We start from the raw sequence: 24,257 nt of genomic DNA, 5'->3' as shown, positions 1-24,257 counted from the left end.
TTATTCCCCCTTATGCCAAACAAGTTTCCCGTCGACAAATGTCATTAATGTTTCTCCTTTGATCTCCCAACCAACAAAAGGTGTGTTTTCGCCTTTTGATAGGAAATCTTTTTTGTCGATCACCGCTGTATGCGCGATGTCATACACTGCCAAGTCTGCTGGCGCACCGATCGTTAACGTGCCCACTTCTAAACCGAAAATTTCTGCTGGTTTGACTGCCATCCAATCGATGACTTGCTCTAGCGTGAATTTTCCTGTTTCAACAAAATGGGTATACACTAATTGGAAAGCTGTTTCACTTCCAACGATCCCAAATGGTGATTGTAAGAAACTTTGACTTTTCTCTTCTAAGCCATGCGGTGCATGATCAGTTGCGATACAATCGATCGTGCCATCAAGCAACCCTTCGATCAGTGCTTCACGATCGGCTTTTCCTCTCAACGGCGGATTCATTTTCCAAAAACCAAAATCTTCTGGAATATCTTCATCGATCAAGATCAGATGATGGGGAGAAACTTCTGCAGTGACATGGATGCCGGCTTTCTTAGCATCGCGGATCACTCGCACACTTTCTTTTGTTGATACATGGCAGACATGATAATGAACACCTGTCGCTTCTGCTAACAGAAGGTCACGCGCAATCTGTGAAGATTCAGTCACACTCAAAATACCTGGTAGTCCTAACTCTTCCGCTTTTTCTCCCGCATGCATCACACCGCCAAATAATAATGACTCGTCTTCCGTATGAGCAACGAGCGCTTTCTTGTTTTTTGCTGCTTCTTTCATTGCTAAGTACATCGTGCCAGCTGTTTGAACACCCACACCATCATTGGTGAATGCAAATGCGCCCTCGTTGATCAAGGCTTTTTGATCAACTAATTCTTCACTTCGTAGATTTTCAGTGATCGGTGCATATTGTAAGACTTTCACCACTGCATCACGTTTGATGATGTCGTAGATATTTTTTAATTTTTCAGGAGTATCTGGAACTGGGTCCAGATTTGGCATCGCACAAACAGTGGTAAAGCCGCCACGTGCTGCGGCTTTCGTTCCTGCTTCGATCGTTTCTTTATAAGTAAATCCAGGTTCTCTCAAATGGACATGTACATCGACTAAACCAGGAGTGATCAGTTGTCCTTTTGCATCAAACACTTCATCAAATTCGGTCTCAGGAAAACCTGTGCCGATTGCTTTGATCTTTCCTTCTTCGATCCAAATTTCTGCTGGGATTGTTTCATTTCTTTTTGTGTTGATTTGACCGTTTTTAATGAGTGTTTTCATGTTTCTTCCTCCTCTTATGTTTATGCTTTTCCACTTAATACAGCTTCTAAGATCGCCATTCGTACAAATACACCGTTGCTCATTTGTTGTACGATCCGTGATTGTAATCCTTCAACTAATGAATCTGCCAGTTCGACATCGCGATTTACTGGAGCTGGGTGCATGATGATTGCATGCTTTTGCATTTTCTTCGCGCGTTCTACCGTCAATCCGTATTCTTGGTGATAACCTTCTTTTGAAAAACTTTCTTTTCCATCATGACGCTCATGTTGTACACGCAACATCATCATGACATCGACTTGATCGAGTAATTCATCTAGCGGTAGATAGTGACCGTAAACTTCAAATTCGTCGTCATACCATTCTCTTGGTCCAGAGAAGAAAACTTGGGCACCAAGACGTTTCAACATTTGCATGTTTGATTTTGCGACACGAGAATGTGTGATGTCGCCGACGATCGCAATTTTCAACCCGTCGAAATGTCCAAATTCTTCATAGATCGTCATCAAATCAAGTAAGCACTGTGTTGGGTGTTGTCCGCTGCCGTCACCACCATTGATGATCGAGCATTGGATCGTTTTACTTTGGATCAGTTCATCGTAGTAGTTCTCGTCTCCATGACGGATCACAGCTACATCTACACCAAGTGCAGACATCGTTAAAACAGTATCGTATAATGTTTCGCCTTTTGTGACCGAGCTTGTACTTGCTTCAAACTCGATTACTTCAAGCCCAAGTTTCTTTTCTGCTACGTCAAAGCTTTTATGGGTTCTCGTGCTGTTTTCAAAGAACAGATTCGTGGCAAAATACTGAGGTTTTTGCGGTGTCCAGTTAGCTCCTTGCTTAAATTCTTGCCCGCGACGGATCAACCCCATTACTTCTTGGTCCGTCAATGCTTCTACCGTTAATAAGTGTTTTAAACTGATGCGTTCTGATTTGATGATCATGCGATGTCCTCCTTAATTTTCTTCGCTTCGTGAAGTTTCTGGTAAGATAAGATTCAAAATAATTCCTAAGACTGTTGCAAGTGCCATTGCAGATAAGGTGAATGTTCCTACTTCAAGGACTAATCCCCCGATACCTACGACTAAGATGACTGAAGCAATCAATAGATTTTTCTTTTTGTCAAAATCGATTTTGTTTTCGACTAAAATTTTCATTCCGCTTGCGGCGATTACACCGAACAAGATGAAACTGATACCTGAAATAACAGGGCCAGGGATACTTAAAATCAGAGCGCTTAGTTTGCCAACGAAGCCAAGAACGACTGCGAAGACCGCTGCGCCTCCGATGACGAACACACTGTGTACGCGTGTGATTGCCAAGACACCGATATTTTCACCATAACTTGTCACTGGAGGTCCTCCGACAAAAGCGGCAACTAATTGCGCCAACCCGTCCCCTGTCAATGTGCGATGCAATCCTGGGTCTTCGAAGAAATTCCGTCTAGTCAATTTGTTCAAGACCATCAAGTGCCCGATATGTTCGGTCATCGTGACAAAAGCGATCGGTGCCATGGTAGTGATTGCTCCGATATAAAGCTTTGGTTGATACTGTACAAATGGAATCTCAAAGTTCGGTAGTGCGAACCACGGTGCGTCAATGATCGGTTGTGTGTCGACGATCCCAAAGAGCAGAGCGACGATGTAACCTGAAACGATCCCTAACAAGATCGGTAATAATCCTAAGAAACCACGTAGGAACATGTTGAAGAAAATCGTCAATCCTAAAGTGATCAGAGCAACTAGCAGATATTTGAAATCATAGTTATCTTGATTGAACATCGCGTTGTTTGCTGCATTTGCGGCTAAACCTAATCCGATCACCATAATGACTGGTCCCACGACGATTGGCGGTAAGATCTTGTCCAACCAAGCTGAACCGATTTTTTTGATGATCCAAGCGACGATCAGATAGACCAGAGCGGTTGTCATCGCCCCTTGTGCGATTGCTGGAAAGCCATCTGTTTTCATCAGCATTTGCATCGCTGCGATAAAAGCAAAACTACTTCCTAAGTATGCTGGGATCTTTCCTTTTGTCGTGATCAGATAAACCAGTGTACCTAACCCTGAGCTGACTAAGGCAATCCCTGGGTCGATCCCGACTAAGATCGGTACTAAGACGGTTGCGCCAAACATCGTGAACAGATGCTGTAAACTCAATCCGACCCAGTGTCCAATGGTTGGTCGATCATGGATATCTAATACCACGCTATCGTTGTGAAACTTTTTTTCTTCTGACATATTGCCTTACCCCTCTACTTTTCCTCTTTTAAGATCATGATGCGATCTTGTCCATCTAATTCTTGCATCTCTACTAAGATTTCTTCTTTTTTGGCAGTTGGGATGTTCTTCCCTACATAATCTGCGCGGATCGGTAATTCACGGTGTCCGCGATCAACGAGTACTGCTAATGAGATTTTTCTTGGACGACCAAAGTCCATGACCGCATCCATTGCCGCACGGATCGTGCGTCCTGTGTAGAGTACGTCGTCGATCAAGATGACTTCTTTTCCTTCTAGGTTGACCGGAATATCTGACGAATGTAATTCTGGTTCTTGGGCGATTTCTTTTTTATCATCTCGGTACAAGGTAATATCAAGTTCTCCTACAGGTACTTCAATGTTTTCTAGTTGTTTCAACCGTTCGGCGATTCGAGCAGCAATATAGATCCCTCTCGTTTTGATACCGACTAAAACGATCTCCTCAATGCTTTGATTTCTTTCAATGATTTCATAGGTGATACGCGTAAGAGCTCGTTTCATCGTTACTTGATCCACTACTTCTTTAGCTTGCATCTTTTTCCCTCCAATTTTTTACACAAAAAAACTCCTGCCCTAAGAGGACAGGAGGAATGTTTTAGACTGAGTGTATACTGCTACACTGGTCGCTTTGAGTATGCGACGTCATTGAGTAAGTCTCGCTATGGCGCACCACAGGTCTTCTTACTCACACCCTTCTTAGCCTCACGGGACTAAACTTAAAGGACTTCTATTAAGTTTTTCTTTTATTGGTTATAACTATACCGTTAAGTGTTTTAAAAAGCAACATCTTTTCTCAACTTCTCTAAAGTTTTTTCAAAAACTTCTGGCAGTGGGGCTTCAAACACTAGATTTTCTTTTGTTACAGGATGTGTAAAACCTAACAGCTTAGCATGTAGGAACTGTCCATTTCCCTTCAACGTTTTCTTCGGTCCATAGACAGGGTCTCCTGCTAATGGATAACCGATGTACTTCATGTGGACACGGATCTGATGCGTACGACCAGTTTCCAGTTGTAATTCCACTAACGTAAAGTTTTCAAAACGTTCTAAAACAGTAAAATGAGTGACAGCGGGTTTTCCGTCTTCACGGATGGCTTGCATTTTTCGATCGACTTTGGAACGACCGATCGGTGCATTGATCGTTCCTTTCTCGTGAGGAATGACACCATGAACTAAAGCAACGTATTTTCTCAGAGAAGTTTTATCTTTTAATTGTTGTGCTAGAGATTCATGGGCTTGATCATTTTTAGCGATCATCAATAAGCCAGAAGTATCTTTATCGATACGATGAACGATACCGGGTCTGATCACTCCATTGATCGATGACAGACTTTTCATGTGATACATCAATGCGTTGACAAGTGTGCCGTGCGTATGCCCCGCCGAAGGATGAACGACCATTCCTTGTGGTTTATTGACGACAGCAACATCATCATCTTCATAGACGATCTCAATCGGTAAATTTTCAGCCAAGATTTCAAGCTCTTCAGGCTCTGGTACTTCCATGACAATCTCATCAGCCGATTTTACTTTATAATTTGCTTTGACAGGTTCACCATTTACAGCTACCGCACCGTCTTTTAACCATTGTTGGACTTGCGAACGACTGTAATCAGCAAATAAATTCGTGAGGACTTTGTCGATCCGTCCTGTTTCTTGTTGGATAGTTGCTTTTAATTGTGTCATTTTTTTCGTTGTTCCTTTTCATCTAAAATAATGTAAATCAATACGCAGATCACACCGATCACCAATGAAACATCGGCTACGTTGAAAATCGGGAAATTCATGAAATCAGTTTGGAACATGTCGACCACATACCCTAAGCGGACACGATCGATAAAGTTGCCGATTGCGCCAGCTAGGATCAATGTCAGACCGACCATGAACCAACGGCTCCCATTGTTACGGTTTTTGATCATCAACGTCAAGACCACGACAACGGCAATGATCGTCACGACAGTAAAGAACCACATTTTTCCTTCTAACAAACTCCATGCTGCGCCAAAATTACGAATATGATTCAGCGATAAGATGCCAGGAATCACTGACTTTGTTTCGCCTAAAGCAAAGTTCTCGACGATCAACCATTTTACCCATTGATCCAAACCGACGATCAATGCACTTATAATCCAATATATCACTAACAAATAATCATTCCTTTTCTACTTCATGATAAATATCTCTCGGGCGAATGATCCCCAACAAGTTTCCGTTAGGGTCACCATTTTTGGTGATCAGCACGGCTTCGAGTGTTCCTTGCTCACCAAACATTCTTTCTACTTCAGCAATCGTTGTCTGGGCTGAGACAAAGTGGTAATTGGTGTATTTACCATCTTGTATGATCAGATCTGCGGCAGTTTTTCCTTGTAGATCGATCACACCTTGATGACTTTCTTTTGCCAACCAAAAGCCTAACATCCGCAAAGTGACTAAGCCCTTGAACGTTCCTTTGTGATAAAGCGGAAATTGAGAATAGCGCTTTTGTGCCACTGTCTCCAACAAACGAGGCAACGGGATATCCCATTCAAAACCAGTCACATGCTTTGCGAAACGCGGCAACACGGTTTCAGGACGAATCAGTTCTTGCTCGATTTTCTGGATGCGATTTGTCGCCCAGTCATTGGGTTCAGCAATAATGAAGTCTACCGCGATGCGGTCATGCACGATCGCATTACGCAATTGCGCCAATTGTAAGAGGTCATCTTCGTATTTACGCACACTTTGATGTTGTTTTTGTGCTAACCGTCGAACGAGTTCGGTAAATCCCATGTTTCGTGGATTCCCCATCTCTTCTTGGAGCCATTTTTCGATTCGATTAAAGCTGCTTAAAAAAAGATCAGAATTCTTCATCAACAGTCTCCTTGATTGTATATGCTTTATTTTTGATGAACAAAAAGAAGCCGATCATCATGAATACGATCATGACACTATAGCCTATATTCTGGAAAAATACCGCACTGATCCCTGAGAATAAAAATAGCAAAGGATAGAGTTGTATCAACAGAATATTCATGGTGATCGTATATCCTTTCTTTGGCTCAGTAATAACGTACTTAGGACTTTTCAGCCAAAAAAAGGAAGCTTGCATCGTAAATGGGGATTGGACAGTCACTTTAGTTGACTGATTATGAAACAAACTGATTTTTCGGTCGTCGATACGCAAGGTGATCGGACTACCCATTCCGTAAAAACCAGTATTTCTAGTGAATTTTACTTCCATTTTTGCTCCTCCTATTATGCGGTAGTCTCTCTTAAAATACAAGCGGAATCTGTAGGACCAACGAGTGTTAGGTAAAAACATTTGTTAGCTTTGTCGTGGCTCATTCCAGATCATCATCGATCTTATTTTCTAACCTTTTCTGACTCAAGCGATTGACAGAAAAAACAACAAACAATAATCCAGCCATAAAAATGACCGATGATAAAAAGGTAATCCCTACTACAGCTAACAAGTGAGGATCTAGGTAGCCAGAGTAAAGATGTTGATATAAGGAATAGTTTCTGATACCGGTCCCTAAAGCAACGAGGAGACTCCCACCAACAATCGATACGGCTTGTAATATTTTAGCATGTTTCGAAGTATCGATGATCTCATGTCCGATCAATGCCCCACGAATCAATAAATAAAGGACTGCGGCTCCTAAGATAAGAAGCTCGGCAAGAGAATCAGACACAGGCAGATCCAACAGATAACTCTTTACAAATAAAGAGATACCTAATAGCACTAATAGCAGTAAAAAGGCTTCACTTTGTATTTTATTATTTATTTGGATGATACGCTCATCTTTAGGCTTATTCTTTTTCATCTTGATCCTCCCAAAATAGTTCATCTAGTGTTTGATTCAATTCATGGCAGATCGCCAGACATAGCTTAAGCGTAGGATTGTACTTTCCCGCTTCGATCAACCCGATTGTTTGACGTGTGACACCCACACGCTGGGCTAACTCTTCTTGGCTCAATTCACTTGCTAAACGTGCCAATTTCATTCGAATATTTTTCACGTTGATGGCTACCCTCCATTCTAAACTCTTATCGATATTGTAAACTATAAATTGCTTTATGTAAAATATATATTGCAAAAAATCATTAGAATAATTACTCAAAAGAACCAATCGTCGAAAAAAAAGCAATAGCCACAAATGTTGAAGAACAATTTTTGTGGCTATCCCTTTATTTCTAATGGTTAAATACTTCTATTTTTGCTTTTCAACGATATTGCAAATTCAACTCACTTCGTTTTTGTTTCACTGGTGTTGTTCTCTGTCCTTCATTCAGGAAGATACTCGCTTTCGTGCTAAAACCGACAAGTTTCTGGATACGCGGTTTCCCTTTTTTCGACTTGCTCTGATTTTTCTTGCTTTGTTTTGGCGTTGCCGGGTTAAAATTCGCCTTTTTGGTATTTACCTGTTGAGTCTTGGTTGTAGAATCAGGAGAGAGAGTTGTGCTATCTGGCTGTTTTTGCGGGACTTTCAACTCCGGACTCTTTTCTACCGTATAGAATGACCCTGATTTCATCAATGCGACCGCAATGAATGTTTCTCCAGTTATTTTTATTTCACTCTGTTCACTACTTACATCTCGTTTAAAAACTTTTGGCCGTTGATTGAATTTATTCCCTTTTGCCACATCTCTAATCATGATCATCAATGTTTCTGCATCAAGCATTTGGATATTCATGCTTAGCATTGCATCCGTTTTTTCTGCAAGGATCACTGCCTCATTCGATAACATGGGCGATCCTTGAACATCGGCTAATTGATCGACATAACTGTCAAAGTATCTTGTTTTGAAAAAACCTTCAAATCTTCTGAAATATTGATCGCGAACATCTTGTCCACATTTTGAAAAACCTTTGGCTACATAGGGATACCCTGATACAACATCATATGCCATGGAAACGACATGGGCTGTTTCATGCATCAAGGTTTCTTTGGGATCTATCGCTAACTGAAGGTTCGGTAGATGATCTGGATCAATATGGTTCGTATCAGCAATAAAGATGATTCGACATTCTGGATCACGAGTCATCATGAATGCACTGGTACGGGGGATAGCTTCAACCTTTGTATAATAAGCTTGTCTCGCTTCATTTTTTTCTAATTTTGTAGAGACGATCCAAATATTCTCAAATCCCCAATCCGCTGACTGTCGGAGAAACCGTTCCCCTTTTTCTGATACAGACAATAAGCGTTTAAAGATTTCTCTTAAATATGGCTCTCGATTTTTGATCTGATACATGTCAAACATCTCTACTGCGTACTGTCCTTCCGGCGTTCCAGCAATCTTGTCTAGTTTCAACAACTCAATACATCGTTCTTTTGTACGTTGGAAATAGTCGATCGCTTCATAGAATGCTTCTGAAACTTTCTTAAAATACGGTTGTAGATACTCTGGCGCCTTGTTCGGATTCAAACCAGAAAAAGTTTGGTAATCAACTGGCTGCAAATGATACATGTGTGCAATCGCCTCAGAAATTCCTTTTCTCTCTTTTTCTTCATCCAGTGAGACTACGATTTTTGGCTCTGGGATAAAAGTAGAGAGTTTCTTGCATACGACATTTCGATCGACCGGCCTTTTTAGGGGTTCAACAACTAATATTTCTGCTTGTCGAAACTCATTCCACTCTTTCCATCTTGCTGGCGTATTTGGAAGCGGAGGATAGGACTTCGTTTCGCGGGATGTTCCAGCACTACCACTTGAGGTTCCTGGAATCAAGTCGTCACTTGTACCGGCTCTTCTGATATGGCTTTGCAACTCAAACGCCAGCTTCTCTCTCTCAGTCTCGAATCTAAACGAACGTTCATTCAAATCAAATCGTAAAACCGTCAGCGGTTCAAGGATATCCTTTTTAACTAAATGGTACCGATTCTCTTCTTTATTCAGTAAGATCAGCGGGATATAGCGATCATTGATTTTTATATAAGACCGACCTTCAGCACTCCACATCAAGCCTCTTTCATCGGGAGCCGAAAGCGTAGCCGCATCCCACAAAGTTTCAAATTGATTGAGGCGATGTGTCACTTCGGTTTCGACAGATTTCGAAATCACTGGTGAGGTCACTGGTTCAAAATACCATTCAATCCCGTTGAAATTGACAGGTAAAAGCTTCTCTCCATCAAAAATATCGTAGCGAACACCATGTTTTTCGAGTACCTGTATGTGAACAGGAACGATCTGTCCATCCATTTTGATCGCGGAAATTCGTTGTCCATCCTTTTTTTTGTAGGTATATACTTTTCCCTCTCCATAAAGTTTTGGATATAAGTTGGGTTCTTCTACAAATATCTGATCGACATCTAAGCTTCTGGATAGTCGCTGGATCACGACTTTTTGTCTTGGAGTAAAAGTTGCTGGTCCTTCAAACTCTCGTAGCTGCTCACCGCGCAAAGTAAAGTACTTTCCGGACACATCCCCATTTTTAAGATCGTTCACTTTTAAATACAAGTTATTTTGCATACGTTTCACTCGAACTTCTGGACCGTCTTTCGACAAGCGAGCAGTCACAAAATTTTGCGTCACATCAGGCTGTTGTTTTTTTAATAGGTCGAGCTTTGTCAACACTGCTTTTAGTTCTTTACTTACAAATTCTTCATTTTTTAAAGTCACTAAGCGTTTCAAAATGAATTGCCCGCCTCCTGTGATCATTTCCACTCCAGGATCAAAAGCACGTATCGCAGTTACGAACAGCCCTCTAAGCTCTGGCAACGTAGGGAGATAGCGAGTGCCTGTTTTCAACGTCGTACTTAACCCACTTTTAACAACCGACTTTGCGACTCCTAAGGCAAAACTCATACTAAAAGATGTGACTTGTCCTAAAACTGGAATGAGTGATACAGCATCGAGCAGACAATTAGGGACCGCTTCTTCTGCATTATGTGCCGAAACACCAACAACGCAATCATAAAAAGGAATCACATGTTTTAAGACATCCCAAACTTTCGTCGCTACTGTCTGTTCATTTCCTGATGCATATAGTTGTTGATAGAGCACATCCTTATGCTCCAAACTGATTTGATTGGCTAGCGTTGTATTTCCTTCGCCATGAGGATACTCTTTGTCCATATGCACTTGGGTTGTAAACATGTAATCCTTTTTCCCGATGCGGATCTTATCTCCGTTTTTTCGGAATTGTCCGTCCCAAAGATCTTTGCGATCCATCAGACCATAGATAAGATACAAAAAAGGATCTTGATCGACTCGATAAAATTTATATCCTCCTTCATCCAGACGCTTCAGCGCATACCATCGTTCCTCATTTCCATTTTTAGCGACGAACAGATCCGTTTGATTCAAGTTAAGTTTCGTATCTAATAGCTCCTCTTGTTTATATAATAAAAGGGGCGGGACTGAGCGCATATTTTTAGGAGGATCATACTGACGAACTTCACTTTTGAATTGAGCAGAAGCTGCGTAAATGTGACTATTGGGAGAAAATAGAAAAGCGAGTTCCTGTTGCGGGATCGATTGGATCGAAAGCTGGATCAAAAATTGATTGAGCAAGTGATAGGATTCTGCGACATCTTTTGTTAGCCGAGTATACCACCTTTCAAGATCCGGTGGCGTCCATTGTCCAGGACAAGGATTGCCCCCAGCTAAATACACTTGCCCTGCCGCCATGCTGACCCTGATTCCCAATCGATTGCACTCTGCCAGTACCTCATCAACTAGCGCTAGTTTTCGCCGCCAGTCAATGACTGCTTGTTGATAGGTAGCGGTCAGGTCATTAAGGATCGCTTGTGTTTTCATCAGCTGGAAATACCCTCTTTGTGAATAGCTGATAAAGGTCGTGAGTGCGACTTCGATATAGTTGTCATTCACAAGAGCCGCTCGCATTTTATCAGGTTCAAGTTGTGCGACAGTCACTAATGCTGGTGTCAAAAGAAACGATAACTCTTCAAAGTGGTGGACGCCTTTGAGACTGAGCGTCTCTAAAAAAAATTCTCCTAGTAAACGAGTCTCAGTTTGGTTAAACTTTTTAGAAAATCCTAGATCTGCCAATAAGCTCGCACCTGTTAATTGTGTCAGTGAACTATAGTCAGAAATCAATAAATTGTCTGGGAGATTACTTGATTTCAGCAAGTAATGAGGCAATGCTCGGTTAGATAAGGTTGCCCAAAGCCGTTTCAAATTTCGTTCTGCGTCTATGGATACCTTGCTATCCTGTTGGGAAGAAAAATTGATCCGCCCAGTTTTTTTCAATTCTTCAAATGTAAACAAGCGCCGGAGATGACCAAGCGTAAAAGCGGATGGGTCAGGTACATCAACGATATTTTTTGCAATATATGCTTCAATCGAACTGCCCAACACATTTTCAAATGCCCACTTCATCACTGTTTTTTCGGCACTCGCATCTGAAAGCACTTCTTCTGGTGCACCACCATACAGTTTCAATTCTTTTAAAATCACAGAAGCGACTGCTTGGATCTTTTCAGGCATCACACTCGTTCGTTCACCCGACTCGATGAACCATTTTCCCATCGCACTTAAAACATCTTCTTTCGTCACCTCGCCAACGAGCAAGCCTTTCTCTCGAAAAAAAGCTTCGACTTGTTTCATTACTTTCAGACTACGCCACTGCTCGTTGTTTGTTGTATTTTTAGCTTCTTCTCCTATTGTTGTTTCTGTTTGGTTCATTACGTTCATCATAGGCGCCGGAGAAGTTGGCATGCTTGTGATGATCTGTTCGTCGCTCACAGGACGTGGCACGACAGTCAATAAGGATTCGTCGGTTTCAATCAGATCCCACAACCATTTGACAAAAGTGATTTCAGCATGTTCATTTGAAATGACGCCATCGAGTTTTTCATCAAGGATCACTTGGGCAATTTGTTTTACTTTGACCATATCGATGATTTTTTGGGTCGCTCCTTCAAGTAACACCCAGTTGGAAACAGCCTCAGCAAAAAGATTCGGATTTGTCGTATTACACGCAATCCCCTTGTCAGTTAAAAAATTTGCCACTCTTTGCTGTATGATTTCTTGATTTTCAATCGATGTCTGTTGTTCTGGCGTTTTTTCTGGTTGGAAAGGTGTCTTTATCGAAGAAGACAAGCCATTTTCACGTAGGAACAATTCAATTTTTTGTTTTACTTGTTTTTCTCGTTCCTTCTCTTGATCTTTTTTGATTTTATTGATATCGATGCCCCAATTTTTTTTCTTTGTTTTCTGGTATACATACCCGAGCTGTGCATTATTTTCTTCCCATTGCAACAAAATCGCTCGTGCCTCACTCACTGTCAAGGGTTTCTCTGTCGCTCCATGTGCTTGCCGTAACATCGTTGCTGCGGCTATCTGTCTTCGAACGATTTCTTCATATCGTTTTCCATTTAAGATCCATTTACGCATCTCGATGACTAGCTGAGCTGGTGTCGGTTGATCCAAATAGATTCGTTGCTTGCTTAAAAAATCTTGGGCGACATTATTCACTTCTACAGTTTTTGCTCGCATGTTAAAAAGTTGTTTCTGGTGATAGATCGGTGGAATCTTTGTATTCTTGGAAATACTCGCCGGGCGCTCATGGATAAAATCTTTATAGATTTGCTTATTTACCTTCATTTGTTGCAAAAAACGAGTAACTGAGGGAGTTTCTGCTGGAGACAGATGATATATGTGAGATTGCTCGTTCACCTCTTTGTATGGATACCCCATTAGTAGCGTATTTGTTTTCCATTGCTTATAGATTGCTTGCAATTGGCTGTTCGACAAAAACTCCCCTATCCGAACATCTTCTACCCCATAACTTTCCAATATGAGATAAGCGAGGTATTGTGCTCTTTGAGATTGTGTATTATCTTCATTCCCCCAATTTCTACCCGCCCATCTTTGGACCACTTCAATCAGTTCGAGGTCATTTGCTGACGACTGAAGTAAATTTTGGTCAACGAAAAAGGTTTTAAGCATCACATTGGCAGAAGCAGTCTGATTTTTTCTATCATAAAGCAACTCGTCATAACGAAAATTAGGTAATACAGACAAATTTCCCGCAGGTCTTTTATTTTGAGAAATGGCATCAATGATCTGAATAACTTGTTCATATTCTGAATCCTTAGCGGGAATAACTGGTGAACTCTGAAGATGTTCAGCGGCGGCCGAACGATCTGGTTGGCTATTCACCGGCACCGCCTCTGCACCCCTTCCAACTAATGGATCATATTTTTTAATGAAATCATCGAATTTTTTTGACAATCTGTTGCCTAATTCCAATAGTTTAGCCAGCGCTCCTGGTTCAATTTCAGTGATGTCTGGTTTGTCTGCCGCCGACTCTGTTGGTAATGGATCGAAAGGAGTTGTCACTCTCGGGTTGTTGAAGTGCTCATTGGTTTGCTTGTCCGTTGAGTCATACGTGTCAAGATTGACCGAAAACGTTTGACCCATCCATTCAAAAAAATGATCCATTACTGAATAGCCATTCTTATCCGCTTGTTGTTCTGTAAAGGTAGTATTTTCTGGTTGGCTAAAAAATGATGTAAAAAGCTCAGTCATTTCATTCCAAAAAGCTTCAATAATAGGAGTGTCTTGCTGATCCACTTGTTTTCTTGCTTGATTTATCGTCGTGAGATTTACGGGCTGATCAAAATCACCCATTGTTGCTTGAAACATCTTTCTCATCTTTACCGCTGCTTCTTCAGCGGTGAAAAGGTGTGTGCTATTTTTGTTTTGACGATGCGTAAAATGGAATTTTTGAAAACCTGCAGGTACCTTTATCGGCTGTTCATTCTTTTTTTGTGCTTTTGCTACAGCAATCTGACAAACGGTTTTAAAGTGGGCTTGTGTCTGATTCGCACCGTTAAAAAGTCCTAGTGAGTTTTGATGAAACACCTCACTTGTGGTCGTACAATTCTCTAAATGTGAAATACTGTACGCCATTTTATGTATTCCTATGCTCCATTGGTGTGCCTTTTCAACCAAGTAAATGAGTGGATTTGAAGGCAGTGGTGCCTGAATCGTTTGAGTCATGTTCCTAGGAGTATTCTGCGGTAGAGGTTGTACAAACCGGCGTGGATTAGCAGTTGAGCTTGACGCTAAAGATTGCACGCTGATTTCTTCGCCTTGCTGTCGTGCTTCCACAAAAGTATCCACTTCAAAAGCAGCTTTCGTTTCTTGTACCGCACGTTGACGATTCGGCAGATTCGCATCAACTATTCGGAAATTTTGCCCAATACTTAACAGGTACAGCATTCCTGCTGGCGTCCATATGCCTCGTCCAACAGGGTAATGCCCAAGTATTTGAGCAAGCAGATGTAGTCTCCTTTGTTGCTCTTTTTGAGTGAGGTGCTTTCGGGATTTGCTGTTGAATAGACCGGTTTTTTTTCGATGTTCTTCTATAGGCATCTTCAAACTCCTTTATTAAAATTTGTACAGGTCCACTAAAAGATTGATCAGATGTGTGCTTGATTTAGCACTTTTTTAATTCAGCTAGCTAGTATTCAATTTTAAATATTCAACCCAACTAATTTCTTTTGTTTCTGTCGCTTTGTCTGAGACACATTTTGTGCCTTGCTTCTACCAATACCTTTATTGACAAGCGTAGTGAAACTTTGCAAAAGTGACGGATTAGGACTTGTTGGCTTAGAAACTCCAGTTGATGGATTTGCTTGTTCCAATCGACTATTTTTAGCAGGTCCTAGACTGACTTCTCCTTCTTGTAAGTTCAAGTCACTTCGTTTCATTCTTGGGTGTTGTGGAGGCTTCATCTCTTGCGGTTGATCCAAGTGCATTTCTGTGTTATTTCCTGATTGCATATCTACAGGAACGGAAAATGCGGTTGTCGTAGCTGTAGACTCAAGCGTGCTTCCTAAAGTAGTTTCTTTCGTCACTTCCAACTCAATATGTCTTCCTATCGTTGCAAAATCTCCGCTTGCTACCAATGACATGCTTATGAGGAAATTGCCATCTCCAAGTTTCTCAATTGGTTCATCGGTCGAACGTTTTTGGCGTAAGATTGCTTGTTCAAAACTATAGCCATAGGCAATATCTCTTAGAAGTGTAGCAACGTATTCCGCGTCAGTCATCAAATAATTCGCAAACAACATCGGATCCTTGCCTAAATTTTCAAAAACCGTCATCATCGATAAGCCTTCTATTTTTAGATCATCGGCCACCGCATAACCGAACTTATAAAAACCATCCGATCCGAAATCCTTAAAATAACGAGAAAAGAAGTCTATTTGTGCATCCTTCCCTCTTTTTCTAAATCCACGAGCAGCCATTCCATAAGAAATAATATCATTAGCCATTGAAGAAAGATGAGATGCCTCATGCAGCAAAGTTTCTGATACAGGTGGGGCTAATTCAGCTTCTGGCCAAACATTAGGATTCTTATTGAAAGAATCAGCCATGATGATGATTCGATTTTCAGCATCTTGTCTAATGACAAATCCATACGTTGAAGAACGTTGCTTATTTGCTGAATAGAATACCTGTGTAACCGGATCTTTTTGAAAGTCCGTGGAAGCAATCAAGATATTCTTAAATCCCCAATCTGCTGATTGTTGAAGAAACAATTTGTTTCTTTCTGCAATCGTCAAAAGCCTTTTGACTACTTCTCTCAATACTGCCTGTTCCTCTGGCTTCCCATATAATACAAACATATTCGATAAGTAAGTCCCTCGCTCTGTACTACTTATTTGCTTTAACTTCAGCATTTTCTTACATTCTTTGATGACATTATCTAAAATTTCCAAAGACACAGTATACTCTTTTGCAAGTGTCTTTTGAAACTGTTTGAGATGTTCAGGCATCTTATTAGCATCTAAACCAACATAAACACGCACTTTATTTTTCAGATCATCCGGTAAACAATGCTGGATACCTTGCGTGATACTTTTTAAGGTCTCAGCTTCATTTGTCATGATTTTTTTCCGTTCTATCGGAATAAACTTAGTCAATCGAGGAAGTACGACTTGATTCGATTCTGCTCGATAGTTGATGCTAAGGTCAGTGATTTCGATGGCATTCATTCTCGCTTTCCATTCCTGCCATCGATTAGGTGATCTTGGTAACCAGAGATATGGTGGGTATAAGGGATTATTTATGGTCTGGTAAACTAGCGCAGTTTGGGCAGAACCTGCTCCTCCTCTTGATCCTCTTGATGTACTCGCTCCTTCATCGAAACCACCAGCCATCAACATGCCCTCGGGACGTTCAACAATCTTTTTCTCCAAATCAGTTTCAAAACGAAATTGATTGATTTCCGGATCAAATCGCAAGATTGTCTTTTCCAAAAATATATCTTTTTTCACTAATTGATATTGGTTAGTCTCTTTGTCTACTAAAACTAAAGGAATATAACGATTTTGAAATTTAATGTATGATCGCCCTTCCTTACTCCACATCAAACCTTTTGCATCTGGGGCCGAAAGAGTCGCCGGGTCAGTCAATGCCTCATAGTGTGACTGCCATTTCGCAAGGTTACGTCCCACAGCTTCATGAAGTCTTGGAGATATCTCTCCTTCAAAATACCATTCGATTCCATTATAGTTTACCGGTAATACATGATTGCCAGCTAATACATCATACCGCGCACCATGTTTTTCTATCACTTGGGTTCTAACAGGAACAAGTTTTCCGTTCATTTCAATTGCCGTCTTTTGTTGTCTCATACCGTTTTTCAGTATATCCATGACTGCGCCTTCGCCATAGCCTTTAGGGTAGTAATTCATTTTCTTAAAAATCGTTTCGTCTGGCTGGAGTTCGATCTTTACAGAATCAATAAGTTCCTTTTCTCTCTCTGTAAACGAAACAGAACCTTCAAACTCCCTCAATTGGTCGCCTCTCAAAGTAAAGTATCTTCCATAAACATCGCCTTTTTTATAATCTGATACTTTGACATATAAATCATTCTTTATTTTTTTCACCAGAACTTGCGGACCATTTCCTGGTAAACGTGCTTCGATCGTTGATTTCGATAGTTGGGGCACTGGTTCCGCCCTGACATGTATTTCTAATTTTTCTAACACTTGCTTGAACTGGATGTTTTTTGTGATAGCAGGCAAATTTTTTAGTTTCACTAAATTATGGATGACTATGCGTCCACCACCTATGGCTAAATCGATCCCTGGGTCAATGTAACGTACGCCACTCATTAAAAGACTTCTAACTTCAGAAAGTTTGGGCATTATTTTCGCACTATTTTTTACTAACCCTGTTAATCCACCTCTTGCGAGAACTCTTGCTAATCCTAAAGCAAATCGGGCACTCATGGAACTGATTTGACCTAATACTGGGAAAGCTAAAATAGCATCAATACTACAATTAAAAGCCGCACTTTCCGTATCTTTGTTGATGATCCCAACGACACAATCATAAAATGGGATGATATGGCTAACAACATTCCAGGTTTTACTTGCCATCGTCTGGTCATTACCTGATTCATATAATTGGGTATATAATGCATCTTTATGTTTCATGCTAATAAGATTGCATAAGTCTTCCCTCTGATCACCATGGGATAATTGATTATCTTGATTGATTTGTAGCATAAAAGAATAGGAATAATCACCGATTCGAACCTTCTCCCCTTCTTTTCTATACTTCTTCCACCAAAGTGATTTTAGATCGATTAAATCGTTCTTTAAAAATAGAAGGGGATCTCTATCCACACGATAAACAGTGTAACCACCGTCTTTATCTAACCTCTTCAACGCATACACTCGTTCTTCATTGCCACGAATGGCGACAAAGATATCTGTTTGTTTTTGGGTTAAGATCAAATCATCCCTTGTTTCTTTTCTCTTGGCTATCAGAAGGGACGGAAGTGATCCGATCGGTTTTGAGGCAAGAGCCGCTTCATCTCTAAACTCAGCCTTTCCTTCATAGATTCGAGTCTCAGGAGAAAACATAAAATCTAACTCTGCTTGACCAATCGAATGAACGGATAAACTGATCAATTTTCGATTAAATAAATGATAAGACTCCGCCACATCACTTGTTAACTCTCTGTACCACGGTTCAATGCTACGAGGAATCCACGGTCCTGGACAGGGATTCCCTCCAGCTAAATATATTTCTCCTGCCAATGGAGGAATTCTTATCCCGAGTCTTTCACATTCCTTTAGCACCTCCTTCACTAGCGCCTGTTTTCGCCGAAAATTGATCACTGCTGTCTGGTAGCCTCCATAGAATCGATTGACTTCTTCTTGATGTTCCATGATCGCAAAATAACCTCTCTGGAAATAACCAATGAACATACTGATCGCGACTTCCTTATAGTTTCCTTCCGCCATAGCTGTTCTCAAGGCTGGTGCATCCAACTGAGCAGTAGTAAATAGTGCCGGTAGTAAAAGATGATTATATTCTTCTATATCTTTCACCCCGCGTTCACTGACTGACTCAAAGAAAAGTTGGCCCAACGTACGTACCTCTTTTTGCTCGAATTTTTTGAGAATACCTGAAGCTGCCAATATTCTTGAACCTACCAGATGTAGCAACGAACGATAATTGGAAATCAACAGATCGTCAGGCATTTCACTGGATTGGAGAAAATAATTTGGCAGTATTTGGTCCAAAGAAACATTCCATAAATAACCTATTTTAGACTCAAATTCTCTTTGTTTGCTCGGATCACTATATTTGTGAAGAGTGAGTTGCCCGTCCTTCACCAACTCATTCAGACTGAATGATTTTCTAAGCTGACCTATCGTAAAACTCGCAGGATTAGGATGGTCAATAATTTTTTTCGCTGCATACGCATCAATTGAACTACCCAAGACAGTCTCCAACACCCATTTCATCACTGTTTTTTTTGCATTATAATCCGAGATCAGCTCATCCTCTGCTCCGCCGTATAATTTCGACTCTTTCAAGATGATCGTTGCTACAGCTTGAAATTTTTCGGGTCTGATTTCTCCCTTTTCTTTGTTTTCCACAAACCATTTTGCCAAACCACTTATGATCTCTTCTTTTGTTGTGTGATCGATCACTATTTTGTTTTCACGTAAATGTTCTTTCATTTTCTCAAACACTTGCTGACTGATCAAAATATTTTCTTTATCTTTTAAACTAAGATTTTCAATTTTTGGTTGCTTATCAGGCACACTGGTTACATCTTGCTTTTCCAAATCTTGTTTTTCTATTTTTTTCTCTAGCCATCCTGTAAAGGTTAGTTCTGCTTCCTCGTTTGAAATAAGTCCGTTATTTTCCTCGCCAAGCATCGCTTGAGCAATTTGCTTTAATTTGACCGGGTCGACTACTTTTTGATTTGCTCCCTCAAGCATCGTCCAATTAGAAACTTTATCAACAAACGCTTGAGGTTTTGTTGGATCACAAACGATTCCTTTTGTTTTCAAAAAAGCGACAATACGTTTATCAATCACTTCTTCTCGTTCGCTAAAAATACTTGGTTTCGTTCCTTCTTCAACTACACTAGTGGTTTCATTCGTAGGAACGATCCGATTTTCTTTAAGAAAAGATAGGACCTTTTGTTCCTCTGTCCGGTCTGATTTATCTTTGAGAGTATCTGGTGAAATCGCATCGATGGTAGTATCTTTGTAGTTATATCCTACTTGTGCATTATTGTTCTCCCACTGAAGTATGACTGCTCGTGCATCGTTTGTTCCCAAAATCGTCATATTCGATCCAAATGCTGTTAGCAACTCCTTAGCGGCTAATGCTTCTCTACTTACGATCTCTTCATATTTTTGCGTTTTAAATAGCCATTTTCTCATCCATCTCACCAGTTCACTCGGAGTTGGGTCTTTTAACGTACTGTCTTGTGTTTGCGCAAATTTGGTCATCTCTTGATTTACTTTTTCTGTTTTCTCCCGATCATTAAAAAGATCGCGATTGTAAATAATAGATGTGATCGTTTGATTTTTTGGCACAGTGGCAGCAACATCATTTAAGAAGTCCGCAAAAATTTGATTACACACCATTGTTTCTGTCCGATAATAAGAACCAACAGGTGTTTCCTTCTCGGAGAACTGAATGGGTTTTGACTTATCTTCATAGGTATAATTTTCCAAGTGTACATTGGCTTTTAACTGCATGAAAGTTGCTTGTAGTTGTGCCGTAGTTAACGCATCCCCTAGTCTGACATTTTTTAAGCCATAGTACCTTCGAATGAGATAGGCAGCAAATTGGTTTTTAGACGAGTCTTGCGAAATATCATTTTTATGACGGATTCCTGCCCAATTCTCTAGTGCTGTGATGACTTCCATATCACTAGCAGTTCGATCAAGAACTTTTTGTTTTACTAAAAATACTTTCAATTTATTGATGACGTCTTCTGTTTTATGTTTATTTCTATACAAAGAAAGATCGTAAAAAAAATTTGGTAAAGGTTCTTGATAGCGTTCAGCTGGGACACGATTTTGTTCAATATCTTCCGCGATCTTTCTTGCTACCGCTAGCTTGGAAGAATCAGAAGCCTTCTTGTTGCTTGGCACTGGTTGATTTTCTGTGACTGCTTTACTCCCTTCTCCCCCTCTATTATTGAAACGAGGATCATTGATTGGCCTTGCCTCAGCTCCACGTATAGTCAATGGGTCCCTTTTCTTGATAAAGTCAGTAACTATCTCGTCCAATTTACTAAACAACTGCCAAAATTGGGTCGCAAATCCTACCTCTTCTTTAGTTAAAATAGAGGCTTCACTTGAAAACTCAGTCGATTGAAAAGAAGGTGGAATATTGGTATTGATCGAAGACTTTCCTGGATAATCTGCTTCTTTTTCATAGATCATACTGCGGGCAACCTTGTCTAAAAAGCGGCTGATCACTGAATCGCCATTTAAACTTTCTTGTTTTTCTGTATAGATTGGTTGGTCAAATTGCCTGAAAAACGTAGTAAAAGCGTTCGTTAATCCGCCAAAAAAGTCGGCTTCCTCTGGACGGGTATTTGTTGTATTTCCTGTCGTCTGTTGACTCGTCTGATTCACTGTTTTTTCATATGCTTGTCGAAAAATATTTTTCAGCTTTACCGCTGAATCTTCAAATGAGAATTGGTTTTCGGAACTTCCGTCGCTATTTCTTTTGAACGAAAATTGTTGGATATTATTCGGGTGAGCTATTCGTTGTTGATTGATTTCTTGGGATTCAGCAATGGCAACTTTACAAACGGTTTTAAAATGAGCTTGGGTATGGTCAGGTGATTCCCAAAACCTCAATTTTGGGAGGGAGGAAACAGTTTTATTAGTTGTACAGTCATAAACTTCCGCAATTTGGTGTGCTTTTTTATGGATATTCAAACTCCAGTCATGAACAATATCAACTAAATCAATCGTCATATTTTGGGGATGAACGGGTAGTTGAAGTGGAAAAATTGCAGTGCTATTTTCCGGCAAAGCCGGACTGATCAACGTAGTATCAACAGTCGAGTTCGAAGCAAGTGCATAGAGCATTTCCGGACGCATGCCTTGTTGTTTTACTTCAACAGTGGTTTCTGCCTCAAAGACAGCTCTGTGATCATGTGGTGCTTGCTTCAGGTCGGGCGTTTCTCCAATCATGGCTTGCCTTTTTTTTGGCGCTTCTCCTTGGACGACTACATTTCCTAAGATACTAGAAACATATAAAGATAATAACAATGGCGAGTGAAGAATATCTGGGGTAGGACCACGACCAGTCACCCAACGAGAAATCTCATTGACCTCCTCTTGAAAAATCCGCTGATTCTCTTTCTCATTCTGCTTATTGTTGAATTGACCATTCCGTTGTCGATTACTTTGATTATCAATTGGCATAGCTCTCTCTCCTTCTTTATATCCCTTCGATTTCACCCTACAGACATCAACAAAATTTTATGCCACCATTATACATGTCACTTCATTAGCCTTCGTGACTAGTTTTTTTAAAATAATAAAAACTTGAACTTTTAATCTTTTTGGTATATATCGAACAATATAAAAAAAGACGTATCATCTAAAAAATAGTGGAGCTACTTTTTAGATGATACGCCTTCGGATAGAAATAATTTTAGTAATGACTATTTCAAATTTTTATGTTTCTTGACTAGAATAAACCGATGACTTCCCCTTCGTTCGTCACGTTCATATTCAATGCTGCTGGTTTTTTTGGCAACCCTGGCATTGTCATCACATCACCAGTCAAGGCCACTAAAAAGCCCGCACCTAGTTTAGGGACAAATTCACGAATCGTGATCGTGAAATCTTCTGGAGCACCGAGTAAAGCCGGATCATCAGAAAAAGAATACTGGGTTTTCGCCATACAGATCGGTAAATCAGACCAACCATGTTTTTCAAACTCAGCCATTTGATTTTCTGCTTTCTTACTAAAAGAAACATCCTTGCCACCGTAGATTTTTTGTACGACTGCTTTTGCTTTTGTTTGGATCGAATCTTTCTTTTGGTAGAGCGGTACATAGTTAGACTCTTGTGTTTCAATCAGTTCCACAACACTTTGTGCTAATTCGACACCGCCTTTTGCGCCATTCGCCCACACACTTGCACGTTTTGCTACGACTCCTTCTTTTTCACACAGATCGGTCAATAACGCTAATTCCGCTTCTGTATCAGTGACGAACTCGTTGACTGCGACAATCACTGGAATATTGTAGCTTTGCATGTTACGGATATGCCGTTTTAAGTTAGCAAAGCCTTTTTCTAACGCAAGCAAGTTTTCTGTTTGTAATTCCCCTTTATCTAGTCCTCCATGCATCTTCAAAGCACGGATCGTTGCGACGATCACGATGGCATCTGGTGCGCTGTTCAAATTAGGTACTTTGATATCCAGGAATTTTTCGCCACCTAGATCTGCCCCAAAACCAGCTTCAGTCACTACATAATCACCAAGTTTTAATGCTGTTTTGGTTGCGAGTACACTATTACAGCCATGAGCGATATTGGCAAAAGGTCCTCCATGGATCAGTGCTGGCGTACCGTAGATCGTTTGTACGAGATTAGGTTTGATTGCATCTTTTAATAACAATGCCAATGAACCTTCTGCATGCAAGTCACCGGCTGTCACAGGACGGCGATCATAGGTATAGCCAACCACGATCCGTGCCAAGCGTGCTTTCAAATCATCTAGATCCGCAGCTAAACATAGGATCGCCATGATCTCGCTGGCTACGGTAATATCAAACCCGTCTTCTCTTGGTACGCCTTGAACAGGGCCGCCTAAGCCGACGATCACATTTCTTAAAGCACGATCATTTAAATCGACTACACGCTTCCAAATGACACGTCTAGGATCGATCCCAAGCTCATTCCCTTGATGAATATGATTATCTAATAAAGCAGATAACGCATTATTGGCAGATGTGATCGCATGCATATCCCCAGTAAAATGCAAATTAATATCTTCCATTGGTAAGACTTGCGCATAACCACCGCCAGCTGCACCTCCTTTGATACCCATCACAGGTCCTAAAGATGGTTCACGTAAAGCGATAACTGCTTTTTTATCCAACTGGTTCAATGCATCCCCTAACCCGACTGTCACCGTCGACTTGCCTTCGCCAGCTGGTGTTGGATTGATTGAAGTGACTAAAATCAGATGGCCATCTTCTTTTTCCGAAAAGTCCTTGATTGCCGAAAAATTGATTTTAGCCTTATATTTTCCGTATAATTCTAGTGCATCTTCAGCGATCCCAATGCTATCTGCTACCTCAATTATCGGTTTTAGCTGTGTTTCTTGTGAAATTTCTAAATCACTTTTCATTAAAACGCTCCTTTTCACGAACTATTCGCGCAAATAATTATTTTTCGTTAAGTTATATTCATTATACTCGTTTTTATTCCAAAAAAAAACAAAAAAAGCC

General features: G+C 40.6%; 13 protein-coding genes. All 13 read right to left on the bottom strand.

Translation table 11 applies throughout. From position 1 onward, the window contains the following. Positions 1-1,281 (bottom strand): dihydroorotase, encoded by a 1,281-nt coding sequence (locus tag JZO83_RS08235; RefSeq protein WP_207115468.1) that lies wholly within the window; start codon positions 1,279-1,281, stop codon positions 1-3. 20 nt (positions 1,282-1,301) lie between these two features. Beyond that, complete coding sequence (locus JZO83_RS08230; protein ID WP_206857341.1) at positions 1,302-2,228, bottom strand: aspartate carbamoyltransferase catalytic subunit; 927 nt, start codon at positions 2,226-2,228, stop codon at positions 1,302-1,304. Between the two features lie 12 nt (positions 2,229-2,240). Beyond that, positions 2,241-3,524: a solute carrier family 23 protein gene (locus JZO83_RS08225; protein ID WP_206857342.1), complete on the bottom strand. Its 1,284-nt coding sequence runs from the start codon at positions 3,522-3,524 to the stop codon at positions 2,241-2,243. 14 nt (positions 3,525-3,538) lie between these two features. Continuing rightward, positions 3,539-4,078 (bottom strand): bifunctional pyr operon transcriptional regulator/uracil phosphoribosyltransferase PyrR, encoded by a 540-nt coding sequence (pyrR, locus tag JZO83_RS08220; protein WP_206857343.1) that lies wholly within the window; start codon positions 4,076-4,078, stop codon positions 3,539-3,541. A 239-nt stretch (positions 4,079-4,317) separates the two neighbouring features. After that, positions 4,318-5,229 (bottom strand): RluA family pseudouridine synthase, encoded by a 912-nt coding sequence (locus JZO83_RS08215; protein ID WP_207115467.1) that lies wholly within the window; start codon positions 5,227-5,229, stop codon positions 4,318-4,320. Next, positions 5,226-5,690: a signal peptidase II gene (gene lspA / locus JZO83_RS08210; RefSeq protein WP_206857345.1), complete on the bottom strand. Its 465-nt coding sequence runs from the start codon at positions 5,688-5,690 to the stop codon at positions 5,226-5,228. Before lspA ends, JZO83_RS08215 begins: the two co-directional genes overlap by 4 nt. A gap of 4 nt (positions 5,691-5,694) precedes the next feature. Next, on the bottom strand, positions 5,695-6,393 hold the full coding sequence (locus JZO83_RS08205; RefSeq protein WP_206857347.1) for a CBS domain-containing protein: 699 nt from the start codon (positions 6,391-6,393) through the stop codon (positions 5,695-5,697). Next, entirely contained in the window at positions 6,380-6,763 is a 384-nt protein-coding gene (locus JZO83_RS08200; RefSeq protein ID WP_207115466.1) for a hypothetical protein, read from the bottom strand. The genes JZO83_RS08205 and JZO83_RS08200 overlap by 14 nt, the downstream gene beginning before the upstream one ends. A gap of 100 nt (positions 6,764-6,863) precedes the next feature. Further along, positions 6,864-7,349, bottom strand: coding sequence for a DUF6773 family protein (locus tag JZO83_RS08195; protein WP_206857349.1), 486 nt, complete (start codon positions 7,347-7,349; stop codon positions 6,864-6,866). Beyond that, positions 7,336-7,545: a helix-turn-helix transcriptional regulator gene (locus tag JZO83_RS08190; protein ID WP_206857350.1), complete on the bottom strand. Its 210-nt coding sequence runs from the start codon at positions 7,543-7,545 to the stop codon at positions 7,336-7,338. The genes JZO83_RS08195 and JZO83_RS08190 overlap by 14 nt, the downstream gene beginning before the upstream one ends. Before the next feature lie 205 nt (positions 7,546-7,750). After that, on the bottom strand, positions 7,751-14,875 hold the full coding sequence (locus JZO83_RS08185; protein ID WP_207115465.1) for a QWxxN domain: 7,125 nt from the start codon (positions 14,873-14,875) through the stop codon (positions 7,751-7,753). Positions 14,876-14,976: 101 nt separating this feature from the next. Next, on the bottom strand, positions 14,977-22,218 hold the full coding sequence (locus tag JZO83_RS08180; protein ID WP_207115464.1) for a QWxxN domain: 7,242 nt from the start codon (positions 22,216-22,218) through the stop codon (positions 14,977-14,979). Positions 22,219-22,486: 268 nt separating this feature from the next. Next, on the bottom strand, positions 22,487-24,157 hold the full coding sequence (locus JZO83_RS08175) for a formate--tetrahydrofolate ligase (protein WP_207115463.1): 1,671 nt from the start codon (positions 24,155-24,157) through the stop codon (positions 22,487-22,489). Positions 24,158-24,257 lie beyond the last annotated feature (100 nt).

It is taken from the genome of Enterococcus sp. DIV1298c, from assembly GCF_017316315.1.
Lineage (GTDB): Bacteria > Bacillota > Bacilli > Lactobacillales > Enterococcaceae > Enterococcus_B > Enterococcus_B mangumiae.
The sequence above is the reverse complement of the archived record's forward strand: the minus strand, read 5'-3'. Positions and strand labels throughout refer to the sequence as shown.

Coding starts and splice junctions, on each gene's coding strand:
- JZO83_RS08175 (WP_207115463.1), bottom strand. CDS start 24,157: ATGAAAAGTGATTTAGAAATTTCACAAGAAACACAGCTAAAACCGATA.
- JZO83_RS08200 (WP_207115466.1), bottom strand. CDS start 6,763: ATGGAAGTAAAATTCACTAGAAATACTGGTTTTTACGGAATGGGTAGT.
- JZO83_RS08195 (WP_206857349.1), bottom strand. CDS start 7,349: ATGAAAAAGAATAAGCCTAAAGATGAGCGTATCATCCAAATAAATAAT.
- JZO83_RS08230 (WP_206857341.1), bottom strand. CDS start 2,228: ATGATCATCAAATCAGAACGCATCAGTTTAAAACACTTATTAACGGTA.
- JZO83_RS08225 (WP_206857342.1), bottom strand. CDS start 3,524: ATGTCAGAAGAAAAAAAGTTTCACAACGATAGCGTGGTATTAGATATC.
- JZO83_RS08215 (WP_207115467.1), bottom strand. CDS start 5,229: ATGACACAATTAAAAGCAACTATCCAACAAGAAACAGGACGGATCGAC.
- JZO83_RS08180 (WP_207115464.1), bottom strand. CDS start 22,218: ATGCCAATTGATAATCAAAGTAATCGACAACGGAATGGTCAATTCAAC.
- pyrR (WP_206857343.1), bottom strand. CDS start 4,078: ATGCAAGCTAAAGAAGTAGTGGATCAAGTAACGATGAAACGAGCTCTT.
- JZO83_RS08185 (WP_207115465.1), bottom strand. CDS start 14,875: ATGCCTATAGAAGAACATCGAAAAAAAACCGGTCTATTCAACAGCAAA.
- JZO83_RS08235 (WP_207115468.1), bottom strand. CDS start 1,281: ATGAAAACACTCATTAAAAACGGTCAAATCAACACAAAAAGAAATGAA.
- JZO83_RS08205 (WP_206857347.1), bottom strand. CDS start 6,393: ATGAAGAATTCTGATCTTTTTTTAAGCAGCTTTAATCGAATCGAAAAA.